Raw genomic sequence first — 22535 nt, 5'->3', positions numbered from 1 at the left:
CGTTACCACCATTTCCAACAGATGGGAACCTATAGTTCTCGGACAAGATGGACGAGGTCCATGCAGGCCCGCAGGAAGCGGGCGGGCGGATGGGCGAACTCGCCTTCGGCCGGGGATTGGGGCCGCATCAGGATGGGGGTGCAACCGGCGTTGACGGCGCAGTGGGTGTCGATGGGCGAATCGCCCACGAACCACACATGGCGTCCGGCCTCGATGCCGGTTCCGGACAGGGCGAGATGGACGGGTGCTGCGGCCGGCTTGTCGGCCTCGGCGTCGTCGGCGCCCACCAGACGGACGAAATGGCCGCTCCAGCCCATGATCTCGGCTTCCTTGCGCAAAAAGCCGCCGCGCTTGTTGCTGACCACCGCCAGCACCACTCCCTCGGCCCGAAGCGCGCCCAGCATCTCGGACGCGCCGGGCAGCGGGTTGAGATAGTCGAGGTGAATGGACTCGAAGCTTTTGGTGAAGACGTCGCGGGCCTCGGGCCAGCGCTCGCCGAACATGGCGGGGAAGGAATCGCGCATGGAGGCGGCGACCCTTTCGCGGGTCTCGTCCAGACTCCATTCCGGCATGCCGAAATGGCGGAAGGTCATGTTGTAGGATTCCTGGATGCACACCCAGGAATCCACCAGGGTGTTGTCCCAGTCGAAAATCACCGCCGAGGGGCGGGGCAGCGGCAATCCGGGCATCAGAAATATTCCAGCCGGACCGAGAACATCTTTTCCACCTTCTTCACCGCGTCGGCGGTGGCGAACAGGATGACGCGGTCGCCGGGATGGATCACCGTGCTGCCGCGCGGGCTGACCACCTTGCCGTCATGGACCACCGCGCCCAGCAGCACGCCCGACGGCAGCTTGACGTCCCTGAGCGGCTTGCCCACCAGGGACGAGGTTTCCAGCGCGTCGGCCTCGATCAGCTCGCCGAAGCCCTCGTGCAGGGAGTGGACGGCGTGGATGCGGCCCCGGCGCACATGCTGGAGGATGTTGGATACGGTGATGGCGCGGGGATTGACCGCGACGTCGATGCCCAGCGGCGCCACCAGCGAGTTGTAGGTGGTCTTGTTGATCAGCGCCATGGTGCGGCGACAGCCGTAGCGCTTGGCCAACAGGCCCGACAGGATGTTGGTCTCGTCGTCGTTGGTGACGGCCACCACCGCCTCGGCGGCGCCCACCGAGGCTTCCTCAAGGATTTCCGGGTCGAGCGCGTCGCCGTGGATCACCACGGTGTGGCCCACCGCCTTGGCGACGAACTCGGCGCGCTCCTTGTTGGACTCGATGATCTTGATGGAGGTGCCGGGCCGGGCCGCTTCCAGCTGCTGGGCCAGGAACAGGCCGATATTGCCGCCGCCGAAGATGACGATGCGCCGCGCTTCCTGGTCCTCGCGGCCGAAAGCGGTCAGCGCCCGGTCCACATGGGCCGTATCGACGACGAAATAGACCTCGTCGCCCTCCAGCATCTGGTCCTCGGAGGTGGGCACGATGGCCTTGCCGTCGCGCACGATGCCGATGATGACGATGGCGAGGTCCGGGAACAGCACGGTGAGCTGGCGCAAAGGCGTGTTGATCAGCGGGCAGTTCTCGGTGCAGCGCACCCCGATCAGGCGGACCTTGTCGCCCACCAGCGGAATGACGTCGATGGCGCCCGGCACCTGCAGCCGCTTGGTGATGGCGCGGGCCACCTCGATCTCGGGGCTGATGATGACGTCGATGGGCAGATGCTCGCGCGAGAACAGGTTGGCCCAGATGGGGGCCAGATAGCTCTGGCTGCGCACGCGGGCGATCTTGGTCGGCACGTTGAACAGCGAGTGCGCCACCTGGCAGGCGACCATGTTGACCTCGTCGGCGGCGGTCACCGCGATGATCATGTCGGCGTCGCCGGCGCCCGCCTGTTCCAGCACCGCCGGATGGGAGGCGAAGCCCAGCACCACCTGGACGTCGAGCGTGTCGCTGACCTTGCGGATCAGCTCGGGCCGCTGGTCGATGATGGTGACGTCGTTGTTCTCGCCCGCCAGATAGTGGGCGATGTTGAAGCCGACCTGACCGGCGCCGCAGACTATGACCTTCATTTCTTTTCGTCCGTGTTGACGCCAAGCAGCTTGAGCTTGCGGTGAAGGGCGGAACGTTCCATGCCGACGAAGGCCGAGGTGCGCGAGATGTTGCCGGCGAACCGGTTGACCTGGGCCAGCAGGTATTCCCGCTCGAACAGCTCGCGCGCCTCGCGCAGCGGCAGGGTCATGATCTCGCTCGATTTGTCCCAGCGCAGAACCGCCGGCGTGATGGCGCCGATCTCGCCGGGCAGCATGTCGGCGCGGATGGGCTCACGCGCGTCGCCCGGCGCCATGATCAGCAGCCAGTCCATGACGTTTCTGAGCTGGCGCACGTTGCCCGGCCAGTCATAGGCCTGCAGCGCCGCCAGGGCGTCCTCGCCCACCACCCGGGGCTGCACGCCGGCGGCGGCTGCGGCAAGCGCCATGAAGTGGCGCGCCAGGGCGGGAATGTCCTCGCGCCGGTCGCGAAGGGCCGGCATCTTCACCGGCACCACGTTGAGGCGGTAGTACAGATCCTCGCGGAAATGCCCGGCATTCATCTCGGCTTGCAGGTCGCGGTTGGTGGACGCGATGACGCGCACGTCCACCTCGACCCTCTTGCCGCCCCCTACCCGCTCGAACATCTGGTCTTGGAGGACGCGGACGATCTTGCCCTGGGTTTCCAGCGGCATGTCGGCCACTTCGTCCAGCAGCAGGGTGCCGCCATGGGCCTGTTCGAAGGTGCCGATCTTGCGCGGGGAATCGGGACCGTCCAGCCCGTGCTCGGTGCCGAACAGCTCCATCTCCATGCGGTCGGGGTGCATGGCGGCGCAGTTCAGGACCACGAACGGCCCCTCGGCCCGGCGCGAGCGGGCGTGAATTTGCCGCGCCACGATTTCCTTGCCCGAACCGGCCGGACCGGTGATCAGCACGCGGGAATTGGTGGGCGCCACCTTCTCGATGGCCTGGCGCACCTGCATGACGCCGAGCGCGCCACCGACCAGTTCGCCGGCGGAACCGGAACGGAGCTTCAGCTCCTCGTTCTCGCGCCGCAGCCGGGCGGCCTCGATGGCGCGCTCCACCACCAGGAGCAGGCGGTCGGCCTTGAACGGCTTCTCGATGAAGTCGTAGGCGCCCTGCTTGATGGCCTGCACGGCGGTCTCGATGTTGCCGTGCCCCGAGATCATCACCACCGGCACTTCCGGATGGTCGTGCTTGACGGCGTCCAGCACCTCCAGGCCGTCCAGGCGCGAGCCCTGCAGCCAGATGTCCTGGATCACCAGATTGGGCCGCCGGGCGCGTATCCCCTCCAGGGCCTCGTCCGAATTGGCGGCCTCGCGGGTGTTGTGCCCCTCGTCCTCGAGGATGCCGGCGATCAAGGCGCGGATATCGGCCTCGTCGTCGACGATCAGGATGTCATGCGCCATGGGTTACCGTGGTGTCGCCGTTTGCCTGAAACTGTTGCGGCTGTTCGGAGAGCGGGAAGACCAGCCCGATCCGCGCGCCTCCCCCTGGCGCATCCTCAAGATACAGATCACCGCCGTGGTCTTCCATGATCTTCTTGACGATGGCCAGCCCCAGGCCGGTGCCTTTGCTGCGCGTGGTGACGTAGGGTTCGGTCAGCCGCTCCCGGTTCTCGGTGGGCAGGCCCTTGCCGTTGTCCTCCACCGTCACCACCAGCCGTTCGTCCTGGGCGACGAGGCTGAGCGCCACCCGGCCGCGGGGCGCCTCGGGGTCGTCGCGGCCGTGGATGGCCTCCACCGCGTTCTTCAACAGGTTGGTCAGCGCCTGGCCGATCAGGCGGCCGTCGCACATCAACGGCACCTTGCCCTCGGGCAATTGGTGGACGAACTCCACGTCGGGATTGCCGGTCTTTTGCAGGAACACCGCCTGGCGGCAGATGTCGTTCAGGTCGTCCGGCTTGATCTGCGGCGCCGGCATGCGGGCGAAGGACGAGAACTCGTCCACCATGCGGCCGATGTCGCCCACCTGGCGGACGATGGTTTCCACCAGATTGACGTAGGTCTCAGGATCGTTCTGTATCTCTTTGAGATACTTGCGTTTCAGCCGCTCGGCCGAGAGCAGGATCGGGGTCAGTGGGTTCTTGATCTCGTGGGCGATGCGCCGCGCCACGTCGGACCAGGCCGCCTTGCGCTGGGCCGAGACCAGCTCGGTGATGTCGTCGAAGGTCACCACATAGCCGATGATTTCGGCTTCGAGCCGCTCGGCGGCGACGCGCACCAGCAGCATGCGGGCGCGGCCTCCCGGCGTGGACAGCCGCACCTCGCGCTGGATCAGCTTGTCGGGACGGCGGACCGCCTCGTCCAAAGGCTCGGCCAGATCGGGAATGACGTCCCGGATATCCCGGCCGACCTGTTCCTCGAGATTGATGCCGATCAGTTCGCCGGCCGAACGGTTGGGAAGATGGATGCGCCCGTCGGAATCCAGGCCGATGACCCCCGAGGTCACGCCGGCCAGCACCGTTTCGGTGAAGCGGCGACGCTCGTCCAGCTCGCGGTTGGCGTCCACCAGATCCTGGCGCTGGCTGGACAGCTGATGGGTCATGCGGTTGAAGGCGCGGGAGAGTACGCCGATCTCGTCGGCGGCATCCTCGGCGACGCGGGCGTCGAGATCGCCCGAGCGCACCTTCTCGGCGGCGTCGATCAGCCGGCCGATGGGAGTGGCGAGCTTCACCGCCATGGACAATCCGACCCAGATGGCGGTCAGCACGAGGAGCAGCGCCACCAGGGCGAAAATCAGCGAGAAGGCCTGTTCCAGGCCCGACAGGCGGCCTTCCAGGCGTTCGTACTGGGCCACCGCCTCGGAGGTCTTGGCCATGTGGCCGATCACCTTGGGATCGACGAAGCGGCCCACATAGAGGAAGGTGTCGCCGAACAGGCCCTGCAACTGCACCAGCGCCTTGACCCGGTCCTCACCCGACCCCGACAGCACCACCACGTCGCCGCCGCGCGCCTTGTCCAGCGCCCAGGCGGGAATCTGGTCGATGCTGGCTTCCACCGCGAAGATCAGGCCCGAGCGCGCCAGGATATTGCCGCGGGTGTCGAACACGATGGCCTCGGTCAGGCCGCGAATGGCCGCCTGGGTGCCGACGAACTGGCTGAAATGCTGAGGCGAACGCGACAGCAGCGGGCCTTCGCGGTTGATGTCGTTGGCCATGGCCAGGGCGTCGCCGCCGATGATGCGCTTGTGTTCCTCGAGATAGGCGTGTGCCACCTCCAGCGAGGCATGCAGCGCCGTGCGCACCCGGTCCGAGAACCAGCTTTCCACCCCGTACTTGAAGAAGGCGGTGGACCCCACGCTCATCAGCACCGAGGGCGTCACCGCCACCAGGGCGAACAGCATGATGAAGCGCAGATGCAGGCGCGAGCCGGAAGCGCCCCGCCGGCGGGCCTTCAGCACGTCCAGCACGCGGTAGCCCACCACGCCGCCCAGGGCGGCCAGCAGCACCCCGTCGGTAGCCAGCAGCGTCAGCACGATGCGGGGATCGGGACCGGTGGGACCGGCGCCGCCGCCGCCCATCACCCAGACGGTGGCGACGATGGCGGGAATCGAGGCGAAAGTCAGCCCATAGGCCAGGCGGCGGGCCAGATCGACCCGGCGCGCCCAGTGACGTATGCGGCGACCGAAGGCCATCTATTTCAGGCCGCGGCTGATCTGGATGTCCAGGTCCTTGATCTTCTTGCGGAGCGTATTGCGGTTGACGCCCAGCAGATGGGCGGCCTTGATCTGGTTGCCCCGCGTCGCTTCCAGCGCGATGGTCACCAGCGGGCGCTCCACCTCGCGGAGCACCCGGTCATAGACCCCGGCGGGCGGCAGGTTGTCGCCGTGATTGCCGAAATACTCGCGCAGATGCCGTTCCACCGTGGCCGACAGCCCCTCGCCCTCCACGCCGCCACTGATGGCATCGGCGTGGGGCGTGCCGCCCACCAGTTCCTGCTCGATGACCTCGATGCCGATCACTTCCTGGGAATAAAGCGCGGCCAGGCGGCGAACCAGATTCTCCAGCTCGCGTACGTTGCCGGGCCAGCGGTGCTTGCGCAGCCGGTCCATGGCCTGGCCATCGATGGTCTTGGCCGGCAGGCCTTCCGAGCCAGCCTGGGCCAGGAAGTGGCGGATCAGCTCGGGGATGTCCTCGGAGCGCTCGCGCAGCGGCGGCAGGCGGATGGGCACCACGTTCAGGCGGTAGAACAGATCCTCGCGGAACAGGCCCTGGCGGATCAGCTGGGTCAGGTCGCGATGGGTGGCGGCGACGATGCGCACATTGGCGCGGATGGGGGTGCGGCCGCCCACCGTGGTGTACTCGCCCTCCTGCAGCACGCGCAGCAGCCGGGTTTGGGCCTCGGGCGGCATGTCGCCGATCTCGTCCAGGAACAAGGTGCCGCCCTCGGCCTGTTCGAAGCGGCCGGCGGCCCGCTGGGTAGCGCCGGTGAAGGCGCCCTTCTCGTGGCCGAACAGCTCGCTCTCGATCAGCTCGCGCGGGATGGCCGCCATGTTGATGGCGACGAAGGGACCGTTGCGGCGCTTGCCGTAATCGTGCAGCGCGCGGGCCACCAGTTCCTTGCCGGTGCCCGATTCGCCGGTGATCATCACCGAGAGGTCCGTGCTCATCAGCCGGGCCAGGGTGCGGTAGATCTCCTGCATGGCCGGCGAGCGGCCGATGAGGGGCAGCTTCTCCTCGTCCTCGGCCCCCGCCGCCTCGGTCGGCGCGGCGCGCGGCGTCGAAAGCGCCCGGCCCACCACGTTGACCAGCTCCTTCAGGTCGAAGGGCTTGGGCAGGTATTCGAAGGCGCCGCGCTGGGTGGCCTTGACGGCGGTCAGCAGGGTGTTCTGGGCGCTCATGACGATGATGCGCAGCTCGGGCCGGATCTTCTTGATGCGCGGCAGCAGGTCCAGACCGCTTTCGTCGGGCATCACCACGTCGGTGATCACCAGATCGCCCTCGCCTTCCGACACCCAGCGCCACAGGGTCGAGGCATTGCCGGTGGTGCGCACCTCGTAGCCGGCGCGGCCCAGGGCCTGGGACAGCACCGTGCGGATGCCCCGGTCGTCGTCGGCCACCAGAATGGTGGCGGTGGTGGTGGTGGTCATGGTGTTCACTTGCCGTCCCCATCCTGGACCATGGGCAGCATCACCCGGAAGATGGTCCGCCTTGGCACGCTGTCGAATTCGATCACGCCGCCGTGGTCGCCGATGATCTTGGCCACCAGGGCGAGGCCCAGGCCGCTGCCCGACGTCTTGGTGGTGACGAAGGCGTCGAACAGGTTGGGCTTCAGGTCCTCGGCGATGCCGGAACCGTTGTCCTGGATGCTGACCACCAGCGGCAGGTGGCGCCGGGTCTCGCTGCCCGGCAGGGCCAGACGCACGCCGTGCTGGTAGCCGGTGGAGACGATGATCTCGCCCCCTTCCTCCGGCACCGCCTCGGCGGCGTTCTTCACCAGATTGAGGAACACCTGCACCAGCTGGTCGCGGTCGCCCAGCACCGGCGGCAGCGACGGGTCGTAATTCTCGATGACCCGCACATTGCGGGCGAATCCGGCCTCGGCGATGCGCCGCACGTGTTCCAGCACCCGGTGGATGTTGACGGCGCCGCGCTCCACGGTGGGATTGTCGGAGAAGGCCTCCATGCGGTCCACCAGGGCGACGATGCGGTCGGCCTCGTCGCAGATCAGCCGGGTCAGCACCCGGTCCTCTTCCCCGGCGTTCTGCTCCAGCAGCTGGGCGGCGCCGCGGATGCCCGACAACGGGTTCTTGACCTCGTGGGCCAGGATGGCCGCCATGGCGGACACCGAGCGCGCCGCGTTGCGGCTGGTCAGCTGCGCCCCGATCTTCAGCGCGATGGATTGCTCGTGCAGGCTGATCACCACGGCGCCGGCGGTCTCGATGATGGGCGAGACCTGCACGGTGACGGTGCGATGCCCGGTGCGCGGCGTGTCCAGGGTCACGCCATGCTCGGCCACCGAGATGTTGCCGTCGCGGGCCTGGGTCACCAGGGACAGGATGGGCGAATCGGGCGGCAGGAAATCGGTGGCCGGGTGACCGATCAGGTAGGCGGCGCCACAGGCGAACAGCTGCTCGGCCGAGCCGTTGGCGTAATGGATGCGGTTCTCGGAATCCAGCGCCAGCACGGCGGCGCCCAGCGCGCTCAGCACGGTGGCCGGGTCGAAGGTGGAACTGGACAGGCCGCGCTTCAGGGCCGCAACGATGGGGATCGGCATCAGGCGGCGGCCTTTTCCAGCAGGGGAGCGTAGAAGTCGGCGATGACCCGGCGCATGACCTCCGGGTCGTTGGTGCGGTTGATTTCGGCGCGGAACTCGGCCGAGCCCGGCAAGCCCTTGGAATACCAGCCCATATGCTTGCGCGCGATGCGCACGCCCGGTTCGGTGCCGTAATGGACCAGCATGGCATCCAGATGGCCCAGGATGATCTCCATCTGCTCGGGCAGCGTCGGGTCGGGGCGCCGCTCGCCGGTGGCCAAGTAATGGGCCACCTGCCCCGGCAGCCAGGGACGGCCATAAGTGCCGCGTCCGATCATCACGCCGTCGGCGCCCGACATTTCCAGCATGCGCACGGCGTCGTCGATGCTTTCCACGTCGCCGTTGCCGATCACCGGAATGGAGACGGTGCGCTTGACCTCGCCGATGAAGGCCCAGTCGGCCTGGCCGGTATACATCTGGTTGCGGGTGCGGCCGTGCACCGTGACCATGCGGATGCCGCATTCCTCGGCCACCCGGGCCAGGCTGGGAGCGTTGCGGCTGTTCATGTCCCAGCCGGTGCGCATCTTCAAGGTGACGGGAATGTCCACCGCCTTGACCACGGCGCTCATGATGCGGGCCGCCAGATTCTCGTTGCGCATCAGGGCCGAGCCGGCCTCGCCCTTCAGGGCCACCTTCTTCACCGGGCAGCCCATGTTGATGTCGATGATGGCGGCGCCCAGATCCTGGTTCAGCTTGGCGGCCTCGGCCATCACCTTGGGCTCGCAGCCGGCCAGTTGCACCGACATGGGGAATTCTTCCGCCGTGTGTTGGGCCATCTGCATGGTCTGGCGGTTCTGGCGGATCATGGCCTGGCTGGCGATCATCTCGGAGACGACCAGACCGGCCCCCAGGCGCTTGACCAGCCTGCGGTTGGGCATGTCGGTGACGCCGGCCATGGGCGCCAGGATGACCGGATTGTCCAGGGTCACCGAACCGATGGAGATAGACTTGCGCGTGATCTGTGCCATGGCTGCGTATTTATTATGCAGACGCGGCACAATGCAACGGCAAAAGCTGCCTGGAAAAAAAGCAGTTCAGTGCGTGACGAGGACCTGTGTCACGAACTTGACCCCGGGATAGGCCAGGGTGAGCAGCAGATAGGCCAGCAGCACCACGCGGGCGGCCACCCTGCCCCGCACGCCGCATACCCGGTGGCCGACCAGCAGCAGGCCGATCAGGGCGAAGGCCAGCAGCGACAACAGAGTCTTGTGCGACAGGACCAGCACCGCCCCGGTCTCGAAATACTGGGTGGCCATGCCGGTGGCGAGGCCCAGGCCCAGCACCGCTTCCGAGGCCAGCAGCAGGCGCCCGGCCAGGGTCTCGCCATCGGCGACGCTGGGCAGCATGCGGGTGAGCGTGGTGGGCGCCTTGTGCTTCAGGGCGCGTTCCTGCAGGAAGGTGGCGAGCGAGGCCACCGCCGCCAGGGTCAGCAGGGCATAGGTCAGAACCGAAACGACGATGTGCAGGTCCAGCCAGGCGGCGGGCACCTGCCCGCTGAGTGGCGGAGCGGCCTCCACCCACTGCACCAGCGAGGCCAGCAGGCCCAGCGCCGCCAGGAACGGCATCAGCAGCGGCGCCAGCCGCCAGCCTTGGGCGGTGGCGTGGGCCAGCACGGCGAACAGCGCGGCGGTGGCGGCGATGGACACCCACAGCGCCGCCGACAGGCTGGTCAGCCACTGGGCGCTCATCTGGGAATAGCCCCACAGCGCCGGCCCGGCGACCGCCAGGGCCAGGCACAGGCGGAACTGGGCGCTCCGCCCCTCGCCGGCGCGAAGGGCCACCAGCGCGGCGGGCAGCAGCGCCAACAGGGCGACGATGTTGAGGACCAGGGACGACATGGGCGGACTATATCATCCTTTGCGGCGGTGCAAAGGGGTGACAGCGAGCATCCTCGATCATGAAAAGCCCTCAATCGCCGGGCGCCGCCGGTGGCGGCTTGGCTCCCGCGCCATAAGGCGCGCGGCCCCTTGGGCCTAGCCGGCGCACAATGCGTGCGCCGGTATCAAGCCTTGGCAAGGAGGCATCCTCTCGCATAGTCTGTCGCCCCTATTTCCCAGGAGAGCGACGATGGCCAAGACGGTTGTGCTGGTGGTGGCGGCGGGGCGCGGGCGGCGGTTCGGCGGCGACCTGCCCAAGCAATACCACGACCTGGCCGGGCGCATGGTGCTGCGCCACACCCTGGCGGCCTTCGCCACCAATCCCGAAATCGGCGCGGTGCGTGCCGTCATCCATCCCGACGACCGCCAGCTCTACGACATGGCCGCCGCCGGCCTCAACCTGCTGGAACCCGTGCATGGCGGCGAGACCCGCCAGGACAGCGTGCGCCTCGGCCTGGACAGCCTGAAGGACCTCAACCCGGCCAAGGTGCTGATCCATGACGGCGCGCGCCCCTTCGTCGATCACGGTACCATCGGCCGGGTGATCCGGGCGCTGGACCGCCATCCCGGCGCCCTGCCGGTGATGCCGGTGGTCGATACCCTGAAGAAGGGCCTGGACGGCTTCGTCGCCGACACCGTCGACCGCTCGGCCCTGTTCCGCGCCCAGACCCCCCAGGGCTTCCGCTATGCCGAGATCCTTGCCGCCCATCACGCGGTCATCGGCAATGAGCTCACCGACGACGCCGCCGTGGCGGAAATGGCTGGGCTGGCGGTGGAACTGGTGGCGGGTTCGGAGGACAACGTCAAGATCACCTCGGCCGCCGACCTGGAGCGGGCGCGGCGCCTGTTCGACGGCGCCGGCGAGGTGCGCTCGGCCTCGGGCTACGACGTCCACCGTTTCGACCCGGCCAAGAAGTCCGTCTGGCTGTGCGGCATCGAGGTGCCCCACGAAGCCGGCCTGGAAGGCCATTCCGACGCCGACGTGGCGCTGCACGCGCTCACCGACGCGGTGCTGGGCGCCATCGCCGCCGGCGACATCGGCCACCACTTCCCGCCCACCGATCCCAAGTGGAAGGGCGCCGCCTCGGACCAGTTCCTGGCCCATGCCGGCTCGCTGGTCACCGCCAAGGGCGGGCGCATCGTCAACGTGGACATCACCATCATCTGCGAGCGCCCCAAGGTGGGGCCGCATCGGGCCGCCATGGTAGCGAAAGTGGCGGAAATTCTGGGCATCTCCCAGGACCGGGTCAGCGTCAAGGCCACCACCACCGAAGGCCTGGGCTTCACCGGCCGCAAGGAGGGAATCGCCGCCCAGGCCATGGCCTCGGTCTGGCTGCCACGCTAGCTCAGCCGCCCGTCTCGGTCCGGATCCAGTCCAGGTAGGCGGGATTGCCCGCCTCGATGGGCAGGGCCACCACGCAGGGACAGGCGTAGGAGTGCAATTCCCGCACCCGGGCGATGAGTGTGTCCACCAGTTCGCCGCGGGTCTTGCAGACCAGCACCGCTTCGGCCTCCTCGCAGACCTTGCCCTCCCACCAATAGACCGAGGTGGCGCCATCCAGCACGTTGGCGCAGGCGACCAGCCGCTCGCCCACCAGGGCGCGGGCCAGGGCGACAGCCGCCTCCCGGTCGGGGGCGGTGATGTAAATCATCTTTGTGGTCAAGGACTTGTCCCCCAAATGCCAGAAAAGCGGGGCGCGCCCTTTGGCCGGACGGGCGCGCCCCACGAGTCTGTGCAGGTCATCCCGGAAGAGGAGATCGAACCGGGAGCCCTCACCGGTCCGGTACCACGGCACCGCCAACCGATGTCACGCATATGTGAATTGGGTAAACGGATTTCGATACCCCCACGTGACAAATCTGCCCCCATTCAACTTCTTTCGCAGATGCCGGTCCCGGCAGATAGCATGCTTTCGATGAATTCGGCGGCCTGCTCGTTGCCCTCGGCCACACCAACCCGCTGTTCTGGAAGAGAAAACAACCTTTGAAGTTGCGTTTCCAGGTCGCTGAGCAAGTCCTCCAACGATACCGCCAGCGCCTTGGTGTGCGCCATCAGCCAGTCGTCCATGGCCGGAGATTCCGGCCAGTCGGGACGGGCCACGTACAGCACGGGCGTTCCCGACAGCCCGGCCTCGGAAAAGGTGCCGTAGCCCGGCTTGGTGACGATGACGTCGACCGAAGCCGCCAGATCGGAAAACGGCAGCCCCGCGACCGCCAGGGGCCGGATGTCGTCCCGGCCGGGCGGGCAATCCTGGGCGCTGATCCAGACCCAGCCCTCCAGCCGCGGCCATTTCGCCATGTCCAAATCGTGGTCGATGCCGCCGAAGGCCACCAGCCCGACCCTGCCCTGCCCCGCCATTTTCGCCAATTCCTCCCGGCGATTGCGGCCCCGCCGCGCCACCGTGCCGATGTCGACCACGTTGTCCAGGCTGGGCATGTCCATGGCCGGCGTGACCCGCAGGAAGGCTTGGGCCGAATTGTAGGACTCCCGCATCATGGACCACACGGAATCCGCTTCCGGCCGGTCGCCCAGGTAACGGCGGTAGATGTCGGCCCAGTTGAGCGAACTGAGCGCTACGGCCGGAATGCCGGCGCGGGCGGCGGCGGCCAGGGTGACGAAGGGCACGTTGGCCAGCACCGCGTCGGGCCGGGCATGGCGCAGCCGCTCCGCCTCGGCCTCGACCATCCGGTCGAAATCCGCAAGTACGTCACGATAGGCCGCCGCCGAGGCGTCGAGGTCCACCCTGGTGGCCGACAGCATCTTCAGCCCGAAATCGGGAATTTCGGCCACATAGTCGAAATCGGGGCCGTAGCGTTCCTCCAGGAACGTCCTCGGGACGGCGGTCTGGATGGTCAGGCGCAGATCGGGCCGCCGGCGGCGAAGGGCCGCGATCACCGGCGCGGTCATGGCGGCGTGGCCGTAGCCGTGAGGCGACAGGGCCAGCCAAAGATGTTTGGATGCGGATGGATGCGGCATGACCTGGAATGATCTGGAAGAGCGTTATGGCCACGCACCATATCCGTTTCCGTCTTGCCGCGCGAGCCCGGCCGGGTCTACCCTTTCACTCGCGCAACATTCGCTCCGACGTAAGGACAGCCGCCATGAATCTCGCCACCCGCTATCTCGGCCTCGACCTGAAGAATCCCCTGGTGGTGTCGGCATCGCCGTTGGCTCTGGACATCGGCAACTCACGCCGGCTCGAGGATTGCGGCGCGGCGGCCATCGTGCTGCCCTCCATCTTCCAAGAAGACATGGAGAACGAGATCGACGAGATCGAGCGCTTGGTCTGCGAGGGCAATTCCGAGGCGTTCTCGTACTTCCCCGCCAATATCAGCGCCAATGTGGGCCCTAAGAACTATCTCGACCTGATCCGCCGCACCAAGGAGGCGGTGGACATTCCGGTGATCGCCAGCCTGAACGGCACCACGCGGACCGGCTGGACCGATTACGCCACCCAGATTCAGCAGGCGGGCGCCAGCGCCATCGAGCTGAACGTCTACATGCTGCCCACCGACATGGACATGAGCGGCACCGAGGTGGAATCCCGCTACCTGGAAATTCTGGAAGACGTGAAGGCGGCGGTGTCGCTGCCCGTCTCCATGAAGCTCAGCCCCTATTTCAGCTCGGTGGGCAACATGGTGAAGGTGCTGGACCAGCACGGCGTCGACGGCGTGGTGCTGTTCAACCGCTTCTACCAGCCCGACATCGACTTGGAAGAGCTGAAGCTGGTTCGCGACCTCAAGCTCAGCCACAAGGGCGAGATCCGCCTGCCGCTGCTGTGGATCGCCACCCTGGCCGGCAAGATCAAGGCCTCCATCGCCGCCAGCTCCGGCGTGCAGACCGCCGCCGAGGTGGTGAAGTACCTGTTCGTCGGCGCCGACGTGGTGATGACCACCTCGGCCCTGATGCGCCACGGCGTCGATTACATGAAGACCCTGCACGACGGTCTGGTCGCCGAGCTTAAGGAGCGTGAAGCCGAATCCGTCGCCGACATCCGCGGCCGCATGAGCCGCGGCGCCACCAAGGATCTGGCCGCCTTCGACCGCGTCAACTATATCCGCATCCTCAGGGGCGGCGCCTACAACGCTTGATTTTATTGGATTACCGACGAAAAAGGCCCGGTCGTTTCGACCGGGCCTTTTGCATGGCGGCTATTCGGAATCAGATAAATTCAAAATATTGAATGTGACATTGGTCAATTATATAACGATGAGCACATGACCAATGACAGAGGATCCCCATGGCCGCCAATCTGACCTGCAAGACCGAATGCCGTATTCCCCGCATGGTCGGCTATGCCGCCATCGTGGTGGCCGGCGCGGTAATCGGCTCGACCGTTTTCGGCTGGGCGATCATCGCGCTCACCACCATTCTGCGCGACTGAGCGGTCACACCGAGAAGGCTTCGGGCGGCAATCCCGCCCGCGCCCGCTCGATCATGCGCTCGTAAGCCCGCTCCAGATCGCGGGTAAAGCTTTCATTGTCGAACAGGGGGAGCCGCCCACGCCCCTCCTCCAGGTGCCGGCGCAAATCGGCCAGACGTCCCGGATCATTGGCCAACGCCACCGCCATCTCGACGAAGGACGCCGGAGAACGGGTCACCAGATCCGGCAACCCGGCGGCCTGCAGCACGCTCGACGCCACCCGGCCGGGAAAGCTGCTTCCCTCGCAGGTCAGCAACGGCAATCCCATCCACAACGCATCCACGGCCGAGCCATGGGCGTTATAGGGCAGCGCGTCGAGGAACAGGTCAGCCAGACGATGACGGGCCAGATGGGCCTCGAACTCGACCCGGGGGGCAAAGACCAGACGGTCGGGATCGATCCCCGCCTTCCCCGCATGGCCGCGCAGCCGGTCACGGGTCGAATCGGCGCCATCGAGAAGCCACAGAACGCTCCCCGGAACCTTGGCCAGCACCTCCATCCACAGGGCGAAGGTGGACGGGGTGATCTTTTGATGGCCATGGAAGGCGCAGAACACCATGCCGTCTTCGGGCAGCCCCGCTTCGCTGCGGCCAGGGGCGGCCGGCGGCAGGGCGCGCGAGGAATCCGAGGGCAGATAGCAATGCGGCATCGAGACGATCCGCTCGGCGTAATATGGCTGCTCGGACGGCGGCAACACCACCGGATCGGCCACCAGGTAATCGGCGAAATCCGCCCCCAGGGTGCCGACATAGCCCAGGTAGCTGACCTGAACCGGCGCGGGACGCAGGGCCAGAAGGCCGGTGCGGTTGTACTGGGTATAGCCCGACAGGTTGATCAGGATGTCGATGCCGTCGGCCCGGATGCGGGAGGCCGCCTCGGCCAGGTCAAGCTCGGCGATGTCGGTGAAATGATCGACGGCGGCCATGGCCCGCCGGCGTTCGTCGCTGTCGTCGTCGGGACCGCAGGAATAGGCGTGCACGCTAAAGCGGCCGCGATCGTGACGCTCCAGCAGGTCGGTGACGATCTGGGCGCCCGGATGGCGACGGAAATCCGCTGACAGGTACCCCAGGCGGATCGGCCCGGCGGCGGCCGGAGCCGCCGGAGCCAGCCGCTCCGCCTTGGACAGCGTCTCGCGTTCCATTTCCGCCGCCCACAGCCGGGCGCAGGCCAGCTGTTCGGCCGGCGGCGTATCGAGCGACATGAAGACAAACGGGTCGACGCCTTCGACTCCGGCCTGGACCAGAGCACGCAGTTCCGCCTCATCCGCCGCCAGGTCGTCCCAATCGCACATCTGCCGGCGCAGATGCACCAATTCGCAGCGGGAATCGCCATCGTTCGGCAGCAACGCCACCGCCCGGCGGTAATCAGGCAGCGCGTCATCGAAACGACTGGCCGCAGTCAGCAGCTTGCCGCGATTGAGATGGGCCGCACCGTTGTCGGGCTGCAGTTCGATGGCCCGGGCGTACTTCTCCAGGGCCAGATCCACGTTGCCCATCCGCCGCAGGACGACGCCCATGTTGAGATAGGCCGAAACGTATTCGGGGTCGCGGGCAGTGGCCCGGTCATAGGCCTCGGCGGCTTCGGGAAGGCAGCCCAGGTCCTGCAGCGCCCGGCCGAGATTATAGGGGTAGAGCGCGTTATTGGCGTCCAGGTCCTCGGCCCGGCGGAAACAGTCCGCCGCGTCTTGGGTCCGGCCGAGCTGGGCCAGGGCCACGCCCTTGTCGGCATACACATCGGCGATGGCGGGTTCCAGGGCGATCAGCCGGTCCCAGGCCTCCAGTGCCTCCTCCCAGCGGCCGAGAGCCATGAGCAAGGCCCCCCGGTTGCCGTGGGCCTTGACCATGGCGGGAGAAACGGCCACCGCCCTGGCAAAGGCCTCCAGGGCGTCCTGGTCCTCACCGGCAGCCCGGTGGGCCAGGCCGAGATTGCACCATGCATCGGCATTGTCGGGCGCCAGGGCCAGCCCCTTGCGGAACTGTTCGATGGACTCCTGGTGGCGCCCCTGGGCGGAGTACAGCAATGCGAGACCGAAACGATGGTCGCCCACCGCCGGCTCCATCTCGCACAGCCGAACGAATTCGGCCTCGGCCTCCTTGGGACGCCCGGCGGCCTGCAGCACCAGGGCCAGGTTGCGGGCGATGCGGGTATCTTCCGGCACCAGACAGGAAGCCCGCTTCAGCAGATCCATGGATTCGCTGACGCGCCGGCTCTGGGCCATCAGCACGCCCAGCGCGTACATGGCTTCGGTGTGGTCGGGCCGGGCCGCCAGGACGCGACGATAGGAGGATTCCGCGTCGGCGAGCTTCCCCGCCCGGTGAGCCGCCTGGCCTTGGGCCAGAATATCCTCGATCATCGTATTTCCTCCCCTGGCGGAAAAACGGCCCGGCTCATCATCGTGAGCCGGGCCGTCGAACTTTGGTCGGAGCGACAGGATTCGAACCTGCGACCCCCAGTCCCCCAGACTGATGCGCTACCGGGCTGCGCTACGCTCCGACCACGGCGGCCGAGGCCACCGAAACCTGTGATCCCAGGCGGAAAACCGCCCCGGGAGGGGGAAGAACCGGCGGGGTGTGCCGGGAGAGGGGCGCACTATAGTCAGGCCGCCCGGCCAACGCAACCCAGTTCTTCAAGGATTTTAACGCGCCCGCAACAAGGCCCGCAATTGCTCCAGCTCGGCCAGGATATCCTCCAATTCGTGGCGCAGGCTGGAGCCGAGAGCCCCCTGCGCCACCGGAAGATTCCCGTCGCCGCCGACGATGGCGCGGATGACGTCATGGCGGACCTCGTCCTCCTCGACATGCATGTCGTCGATCTCGTCGTCCTCGTCATGCTCCTCGGGATGGTCGAGGCCGAGCGACAGCTCGGGCTCGGCGGCGCGGGCCGGCGCCGGGGCGTGGGCTTCCTTGGCCCCGCCCTCCTTCAACAGCTTCTGCACGCCCTTGATGGTGTAGCCTTCGCTGTAGAGCAGGTCGCGGATGCGGCGCAGCAGCGCCACGTCGTCGGGACGGTAATAGCGCCGCCCGCCGCCGCGCTTCAACGGCTTGACCTGGGGAAACTTGCCTTCCCAGAAGCGGAGGACGTGCTGGGGAACGTCGAGGTCGTCGGCGACCTCGCTGATGGTACGGAACGCCGCCTCGGACTTGCCGTTGCGCCGGGCCGCATTCTCTTCCCCGTCGTCGCCGGTCATTTGGTCCCGCTACGCTTGGCGGACATGCCGTCGTTGATCTTCTTCTTCAAAAGCTGCGAAGGCCGGAACACCAGCACGCGGCGCGGCGTGATGGGCACTTCCTCGCCGGTCTTGGGATTGCGGCCGATACGCTGGCCCTTGGAACGGACAGAGAAGCTGCCGAACGACGAAATCTTCACCGCGTCGCCCTTGGCCAGCGCGCCGGCGATCTCGTCCAGCACCGCTTCCAGCAGATCGGCGGATTCATTGCGCGACAGTCCCACCTCCTGGTAGACGGCCTCGCTCAGTTGCGCCCGCGTAATGGTCTTGTCTGTCATGACGCCCCAGCCGATGTAGGAATCCGAAAAGCTGGTGCGACCCTAGCCCCTTACGAGAAATCAGTCAATATCAGAGGGATGCGCGATGGCGTTGCAGCGGCCATGCAAGAGTATAGCAGGGCTTTATCGACAGAGCCTGGTCCCGATTCCGGGACTAGGCGGCTAGATGCGCACCAGGGCGGAACCCCAGGTGAATCCGCCGCCCATGGCTTCCAGCAGGACCAGCTGGCCGGGCTTGATCCGCCCGTCGCCCACCGCCTCGGTGAGGGCCAGGGGAATGGAGGCCGCCGAGGTGTTGGCGTGCTTTTCCACGGTCATCACCATCTTGTCGAGCGGGAAGCCCAGCTTCTTGGCGGTGCCTTCGATGATCCGGCGGTTGGCCTGGTGCGGCACCACCCAGTCGATGTCCGAGGCCTTGAGGTCGTTGGCGGACAGGGCTTCTCCCACCACCGAGGCGAGGTTGATCACCGCGTGGCGGAAGACCTCCTTGCCCTCCATGTGGACATGGCCCACGGTCTGGGTGCTGGACGGGCCGCCATCGACGTAGAGCAGGTCGTAATGGCTGCCGTCGGAATGGAGGTGGGTGGACAGGATGCCGCGATCGGCACTGCTGCCCTTGCCGCGATTGGCACGCAGCACCACGGCGCCGGCGCCGTCGCCGAACAGCACGCAGGTGGTGCGGTCGTTCCAGTCGAGAATGCGCGAGAAGGTTTCCGCCCCGATCACCAGGGCGGTCTGCACCTGGCCGGACTTGATGAAGTTGTCGGCCACCGACAAGGCGTAGACGAAGCCCGAGCACACCGCCTGGATGTCGAAGGCGGCGCCATGCTTCATGCCGATGCGCTGCTGAACCTTGGTGGCGGTGGCGGGAAAGGTGTTGTCGGGGGTGGCGGTGGCCAGCACGATCAGGTCCACGGCCGAGCCGGAAATGCCGGCGGCCTCAAGGGCGCGGATGGCGGCGTTGGTGGCCAGGTCCGAGGTGGTCTCGCCTTCGGCGGCGATGTGGCGCTGGCGGATGCCAGAACGCTCGACGATCCATTCGTCCGAGGTGTCCACCTGGGCGGCCAATTCGGCGTTGGTGACGCAACGGGCCGGCAGGTAGGAACCGCAGCCGACGATCTGGGAACGCACGATCATGATAAATCAGTTCCTCGTCACCGGGAGCCGGCGGCCAGTTGCGACAACGACGCCTCGGTCGGCTTCAGGCGGTCGAATTCCTTACGGATACGGTCATTGAAGCCATGGGTCACCAGTTCCACCGCCACGCCCACCGCATTGGCGAAGCCGAAGGCATCGGTGCCGCCGTGGCTCTTCACGGCGATGCCGTTCAGGCCCAGGAACATGGCGCCGTTGTAGCGGCGGGGATCGGTGCGGACCTTGACCTTGTTGATGGCGTGTCCGGCCAGGAGATAGCCGATCTTGGCCAGCAGCGAGCTCTTGAACGCTTCCTTGAGGAAGGTGGAATAGAGCTTCACCGTGCCTTCGGCGGTCTTGAGTGCGATGTTGCCGGTGAATCCGTCGGTCACCACCACGTCCACCGCGCCGCCGCAGATGTCGTTGCCCTCGACGAAGCCCCGGAAATCGATGGGAAGGTGATATTCCCGCAAGGTGGCGGCGGCGGCCTTGACCGCGTCGTTGCCCTTCATGTCCTCGGCGCCGACGTTCAGCAGGCCGATGGAGGGCTTCTCCAGCCCCAGCACATGGCGGGCGTAGACCTCGCCCATCACGGCGAACTCCACCAGATTGTTGGAGTTGCAGTCCACGTTGGCGCCCAGGTCGAGCATCAGGGTCTCGCCGCGGATGGTCGGGAACATGCCGGCGATGGCAGGGCGGTCGATACCCGGCAGTGTCCGCAGCACGAACTTGGACACCGCCATCAACGCGCCGGTATTGCCGGCCGAGACGATTCCCGCCGCCTCGCCCTTCTGCACGGCATCCACGGCCAGCCACATGCTGGACTTGCGCCCGGTGCGCAGCACCTGACTGGGCTTGGCCTCCATGGAGACCGCCTCGTCGGTGTGGTGGATGGTGCAGACGCCCCTGATCTCGGGGAAACGCGCCAGCAACGGCTCGAGCCGCGCCGAATCCCCGAACATCAGATAGCGAACATGGGGGAGGCGCTCGTGAGCCATGCGCACCCCTTCCACGACCATGTCGGGGGCGGCATCGCCCCCCATGGCGTCAATGGAAATGGTGACAGCAGCGCTCACCGACCCGCACTCCCCTGCCTGGCCAATAGAGGGTCGGCTTAGGCTTCCGCCTGGGCGACAACCTCACGGCCGTCATAGTGGCCGCACGAACCACAGACGTGGTGGGGCAGCTTCACTTCGCCGCAGTTCGGGCACTCGGCGCCGGTCACGTTGACCAGGGCGTGGTGAGCGCGACGCATGTCGCGGCGGGACTTGGAGGTCTTCTTCTTCGGAACGGCCATAATATCTACTCGCTTCAACCCGGAATGGGAAAGGGTGGTTTATTAGCCAAAAAGGCGACGGGTAGCAAGGGGATGCTGAACCCCCTCACCTTTTTTGTTTGAGCGAGGCCAGAACGGCGAAGGGATTCGCCTTGGGTTCCGGGGCCTCAGCCTTGTCCTCAGGCGCCTCGAACTCTGCCCCCGCCGCCCGCGGGAACGGATCGACGCCCAGCGAAAGATGCTCGACCATCACGGCCCCCAGGTCAATGGCGCCGTCGATGATGGGGTCGGGCGGATCGGCCTCGTGGAAGTCGATCTCGATCTCGTCGCCCTCCTCCTCGTCCTCGTCGCCGGGCGGGCCGAAGGTCATGGAGATCTCCTCGTCCACCAGGGTCTCCACCGGAGCCAGAGTAACACCGCAGGACTGCGTCACCTTGGCCGTCAACCGGCCGTTGACACGCACCATCCCCGTCTTTCCCAAGGGGGTGAGCTGAAATTCAGCGGACATTTCAGACACTTCGCGCAGATCGAGCCAGCGGGCGACCGCCTCTCTCTCGGCGGGGCCGGGCTCCACATGCAGGCGGCTGCCCCGGGCGGGAATCTTGTCCACCGCCACCGTGTGGCTGAACGGCATGCTTTCGTCGCTGGTCATGAGCCGCCCTCCGGGGCCTGAAACGCCACCTGCCCGGCCATCAGCGCGGCCGCCGTCTGTCCGGCCAGGAATTTGGACTGGGCGAGCAGATAGCCCGCCACACCTTCGACCGCCTCGGCGGCCACCTCGCCCTCCACGGTGCCATAGAGATTGCGGCGCAGGGCCTCGGCCAACCCGGCGCCGCCGGAATCCAGGGCGTCGTCATAGGCGGCGGCGCGGCCGTAGAAGGCGCGGGCCATCTGCTTGACCCTTTTGCCCACCGACATGTCGCTGACCCCCAGTTCGCGCAGATTCTGGTCCATATCGGCGAACATCAGGTCGAACAGCGTCTGGGCCACCTCGCGGGCCTCTTCTCCGCCCTCCTCGGCGGCCACCTGACGCAGGCGGCGCATGACCAGAAAGGCATGCAGCACGATCAGGTCGAACCGCCCGTCCAGGGTGTCGGGCACGGCGAAACGCAGGTAGAAATCGGCCAGGCGCGCCTGGTTGATCACAGCCACGTAAAGGTCGTGGGCGATCTGTTCGCGGCGCCGGCGCTCTTTGAATTTGCGAAAAGGCATTTCTGGGTTCCGAAGCCTCGCCCCGAATGGGGAGACGGCGTTGACAAGGCGGCGATGGGGGGTGCAATGTGCCCCCACATTGGCCAATCGGGCCGCCTGTCGTCAATGCCTCGGCGTCGTAGAGAATGAAAAAGACATCGTCTCCCCATCGTTCCCTCCTTGCCGCTTGCCTGATCGTGACGGCGACAGCCTGCTCGCCCATCATCGAGGTGCGCGGCAACAACCCTCAGCCCGAGCAACTGGCCCAGATCAAGGTCGGCACCAGCACGCGCGAGGATGTCCAGGCCCTGCTGGGAACACCGTCCAACATCACCCCGTTCGGCGAGGAAAGCTGGCACTACATCTCCGCCATCACCGAGCGCGAGGCGTTTTTCGAGCCTGAGGTCAAGGAACGCAAGGTGGTTACCGTGGTGTTCGACCGCGCCGGAACCGTGCGGGCCATCGACAATCGCGGCCTGGAGGACGGCAAGGACGTCGTCCCCGCCACCCGGGAAACCCCCACCGCCGGCAAGGAGCTGACCATCCTGCAGCAGCTGATGGGCAATGTGGGCCGCTTCTCCAAGTCGCCCGGCGACAAGAAGTAGCCTGAACCTTTCCAATCCATTGGATCTGTTGGGCTATCGCCCAAACCCATCCGGGGCCAATGCCCCGGACCCCGGGTCGCGCCAAGCGCTGTCCGGTTTAAATTTCCATGAGAGCGCCGAATGGCGGAGCCAATGCGGGTTTCATCTGGTCATGGAACACGGATGGACACGGATGCCGCTTCGCGGCCACGGATTATGGAAATTCCATATGGTCATTCTGGGG

At 66.7% G+C, this 22535-nt stretch carries 22 protein-coding genes and 1 tRNA gene; 4 read left to right on the top strand and 19 right to left on the bottom strand.

Features of this window, described 5'->3' with window-relative positions; all coding sequences use genetic code 11:
* Positions 1–29 precede the first annotated feature (29 nt).
* The 8 genes from XM1_RS14475 to XM1_RS14440 form a co-directional block, all read right to left on the bottom strand.
* A complete protein-coding gene (locus tag XM1_RS14475; protein WP_068434659.1) occupies positions 30–689 on the bottom strand; it encodes an HAD family hydrolase in 660 nt (219 codons plus the stop codon).
* A complete protein-coding gene (gene trkA / locus XM1_RS14470; protein ID WP_068434657.1) occupies positions 689–2065 on the bottom strand; it encodes a Trk system potassium transporter TrkA in 1377 nt (458 codons plus the stop codon). The genes XM1_RS14475 and trkA overlap by 1 nt, the downstream gene beginning before the upstream one ends.
* Positions 2062–3453, bottom strand: coding sequence for a sigma-54 dependent transcriptional regulator (locus XM1_RS14465; RefSeq protein ID WP_068434655.1), 1392 nt, complete (start codon positions 3451–3453; stop codon positions 2062–2064). Before XM1_RS14465 ends, trkA begins: the two co-directional genes overlap by 4 nt.
* Entirely contained in the window at positions 3443–5680 is a 2238-nt protein-coding gene (locus XM1_RS14460; protein WP_068434653.1) for a PAS domain-containing sensor histidine kinase, read from the bottom strand. Before XM1_RS14460 ends, XM1_RS14465 begins: the two co-directional genes overlap by 11 nt.
* Entirely contained in the window at positions 5681–7135 is a 1455-nt protein-coding gene (gene ntrC, locus XM1_RS14455; protein WP_068437861.1) for a nitrogen regulation protein NR(I), read from the bottom strand.
* A 5-nt stretch (positions 7136–7140) separates the two neighbouring features.
* Positions 7141–8262 carry a nitrogen regulation protein NR(II) gene (locus tag XM1_RS14450; RefSeq protein ID WP_068434650.1) on the bottom strand — a complete coding sequence of 374 codons (1122 nt, stop codon included), beginning with the start codon at positions 8260–8262 and terminating at the stop codon, positions 7141–7143.
* A complete protein-coding gene (gene dusB / locus XM1_RS14445; RefSeq protein WP_068434647.1) occupies positions 8262–9269 on the bottom strand; it encodes a tRNA dihydrouridine synthase DusB in 1008 nt (335 codons plus the stop codon). The genes XM1_RS14450 and dusB overlap by 1 nt, the downstream gene beginning before the upstream one ends.
* Positions 9270–9335: 66 nt before the next feature.
* Positions 9336–10139: an inner membrane protein YpjD gene (locus XM1_RS14440; RefSeq protein WP_068434644.1), complete on the bottom strand. Its 804-nt coding sequence runs from the start codon at positions 10137–10139 to the stop codon at positions 9336–9338.
* Between the two features lie 229 nt (positions 10140–10368).
* On the opposite strand from XM1_RS14440, the gene XM1_RS14435 reads away from it, so the two are divergent.
* Positions 10369–11523 carry a bifunctional 2-C-methyl-D-erythritol 4-phosphate cytidylyltransferase/2-C-methyl-D-erythritol 2,4-cyclodiphosphate synthase gene (locus XM1_RS14435; RefSeq protein WP_068434641.1) on the top strand — a complete coding sequence of 385 codons (1155 nt, stop codon included), beginning with the start codon at positions 10369–10371 and terminating at the stop codon, positions 11521–11523.
* A gap of 1 nt (position 11524) precedes the next feature.
* Here the strand turns inward: XM1_RS14435 and cutA are convergent, their stop codons facing one another.
* The gene (gene cutA / locus XM1_RS14430) at positions 11525–11842 is read right to left on the bottom strand and encodes a divalent-cation tolerance protein CutA (RefSeq protein WP_369816003.1); all 318 of its coding nucleotides are present in this window, start codon (positions 11840–11842) and stop codon (positions 11525–11527) included.
* Between the two features lie 206 nt (positions 11843–12048).
* Positions 12049–13155 carry a hypothetical protein gene (locus XM1_RS14425; protein WP_068434638.1) on the bottom strand — a complete coding sequence of 369 codons (1107 nt, stop codon included), beginning with the start codon at positions 13153–13155 and terminating at the stop codon, positions 12049–12051.
* A 125-nt stretch (positions 13156–13280) separates the two neighbouring features.
* On the opposite strand from XM1_RS14425, the gene XM1_RS14420 reads away from it, so the two are divergent.
* Together XM1_RS14420 and XM1_RS24575 are read left to right on the top strand one after the other, a co-directional pair.
* On the top strand, positions 13281–14270 hold the full coding sequence (locus tag XM1_RS14420; protein WP_068434635.1) for a dihydroorotate dehydrogenase-like protein: 990 nt from the start codon (positions 13281–13283) through the stop codon (positions 14268–14270).
* Positions 14271–14419: 149 nt separating this feature from the next.
* Positions 14420–14563 carry a hypothetical protein gene (locus XM1_RS24575; RefSeq protein WP_172821930.1) on the top strand — a complete coding sequence of 48 codons (144 nt, stop codon included), beginning with the start codon at positions 14420–14422 and terminating at the stop codon, positions 14561–14563.
* A 4-nt stretch (positions 14564–14567) separates the two neighbouring features.
* On the opposite strand, the gene XM1_RS14415 is transcribed toward XM1_RS24575, so the two are convergent.
* From XM1_RS14415 to XM1_RS14375, 9 genes are all read right to left on the bottom strand, one after another.
* Positions 14568–16955, bottom strand: coding sequence for a tetratricopeptide repeat protein (locus tag XM1_RS14415; RefSeq protein WP_068434632.1), 2388 nt, complete (start codon positions 16953–16955; stop codon positions 14568–14570).
* A gap of 63 nt (positions 16956–17018) precedes the next feature.
* Positions 17019–17095, bottom strand: a tRNA-Pro gene (locus tag XM1_RS14410).
* A 142-nt stretch (positions 17096–17237) separates the two neighbouring features.
* Positions 17238–17789: a MerR family transcriptional regulator gene (locus tag XM1_RS14405; RefSeq protein WP_068434629.1), complete on the bottom strand. Its 552-nt coding sequence runs from the start codon at positions 17787–17789 to the stop codon at positions 17238–17240.
* The gene (locus tag XM1_RS14400; protein WP_068434627.1) at positions 17786–18106 is read right to left on the bottom strand and encodes an integration host factor subunit alpha; all 321 of its coding nucleotides are present in this window, start codon (positions 18104–18106) and stop codon (positions 17786–17788) included. The genes XM1_RS14405 and XM1_RS14400 overlap by 4 nt, the downstream gene beginning before the upstream one ends.
* Before the next feature lie 162 nt (positions 18107–18268).
* Entirely contained in the window at positions 18269–19243 is a 975-nt protein-coding gene (locus tag XM1_RS14395) for a beta-ketoacyl-ACP synthase III (protein WP_068434624.1), read from the bottom strand.
* 17 nt (positions 19244–19260) lie between these two features.
* Entirely contained in the window at positions 19261–20316 is a 1056-nt protein-coding gene (gene plsX / locus XM1_RS14390) for a phosphate acyltransferase PlsX (RefSeq protein ID WP_068434621.1), read from the bottom strand.
* A gap of 38 nt (positions 20317–20354) precedes the next feature.
* Positions 20355–20537 carry a 50S ribosomal protein L32 gene (gene rpmF, locus XM1_RS14385; RefSeq protein ID WP_009869122.1) on the bottom strand — a complete coding sequence of 61 codons (183 nt, stop codon included), beginning with the start codon at positions 20535–20537 and terminating at the stop codon, positions 20355–20357.
* 85 nt (positions 20538–20622) lie between these two features.
* The gene (locus XM1_RS14380) at positions 20623–21168 is read right to left on the bottom strand and encodes a DUF177 domain-containing protein (protein ID WP_068434618.1); all 546 of its coding nucleotides are present in this window, start codon (positions 21166–21168) and stop codon (positions 20623–20625) included.
* Positions 21165–21728, bottom strand: coding sequence for a ubiquinol-cytochrome C chaperone family protein (locus tag XM1_RS14375; RefSeq protein WP_068434616.1), 564 nt, complete (start codon positions 21726–21728; stop codon positions 21165–21167). The genes XM1_RS14380 and XM1_RS14375 overlap by 4 nt, the downstream gene beginning before the upstream one ends.
* A 125-nt stretch (positions 21729–21853) precedes the next feature.
* Between XM1_RS14375 and XM1_RS14370 the strand changes: the two genes are divergently transcribed.
* On the top strand, positions 21854–22312 hold the full coding sequence (locus XM1_RS14370; RefSeq protein ID WP_068434614.1) for an outer membrane protein assembly factor BamE: 459 nt from the start codon (positions 21854–21856) through the stop codon (positions 22310–22312).
* Positions 22313–22535: the final 223 nt, after the last annotated feature.

Origin of the sequence: Magnetospirillum sp. XM-1, assembly GCF_001511835.1 — a bacterium.
Taxonomy (GTDB): domain Bacteria; phylum Pseudomonadota; class Alphaproteobacteria; order Rhodospirillales; family Magnetospirillaceae; genus Phaeospirillum.
The sequence above is the reverse complement of the archived record's forward strand: the minus strand, read 5'-3'. Positions and strand labels throughout refer to the sequence as shown.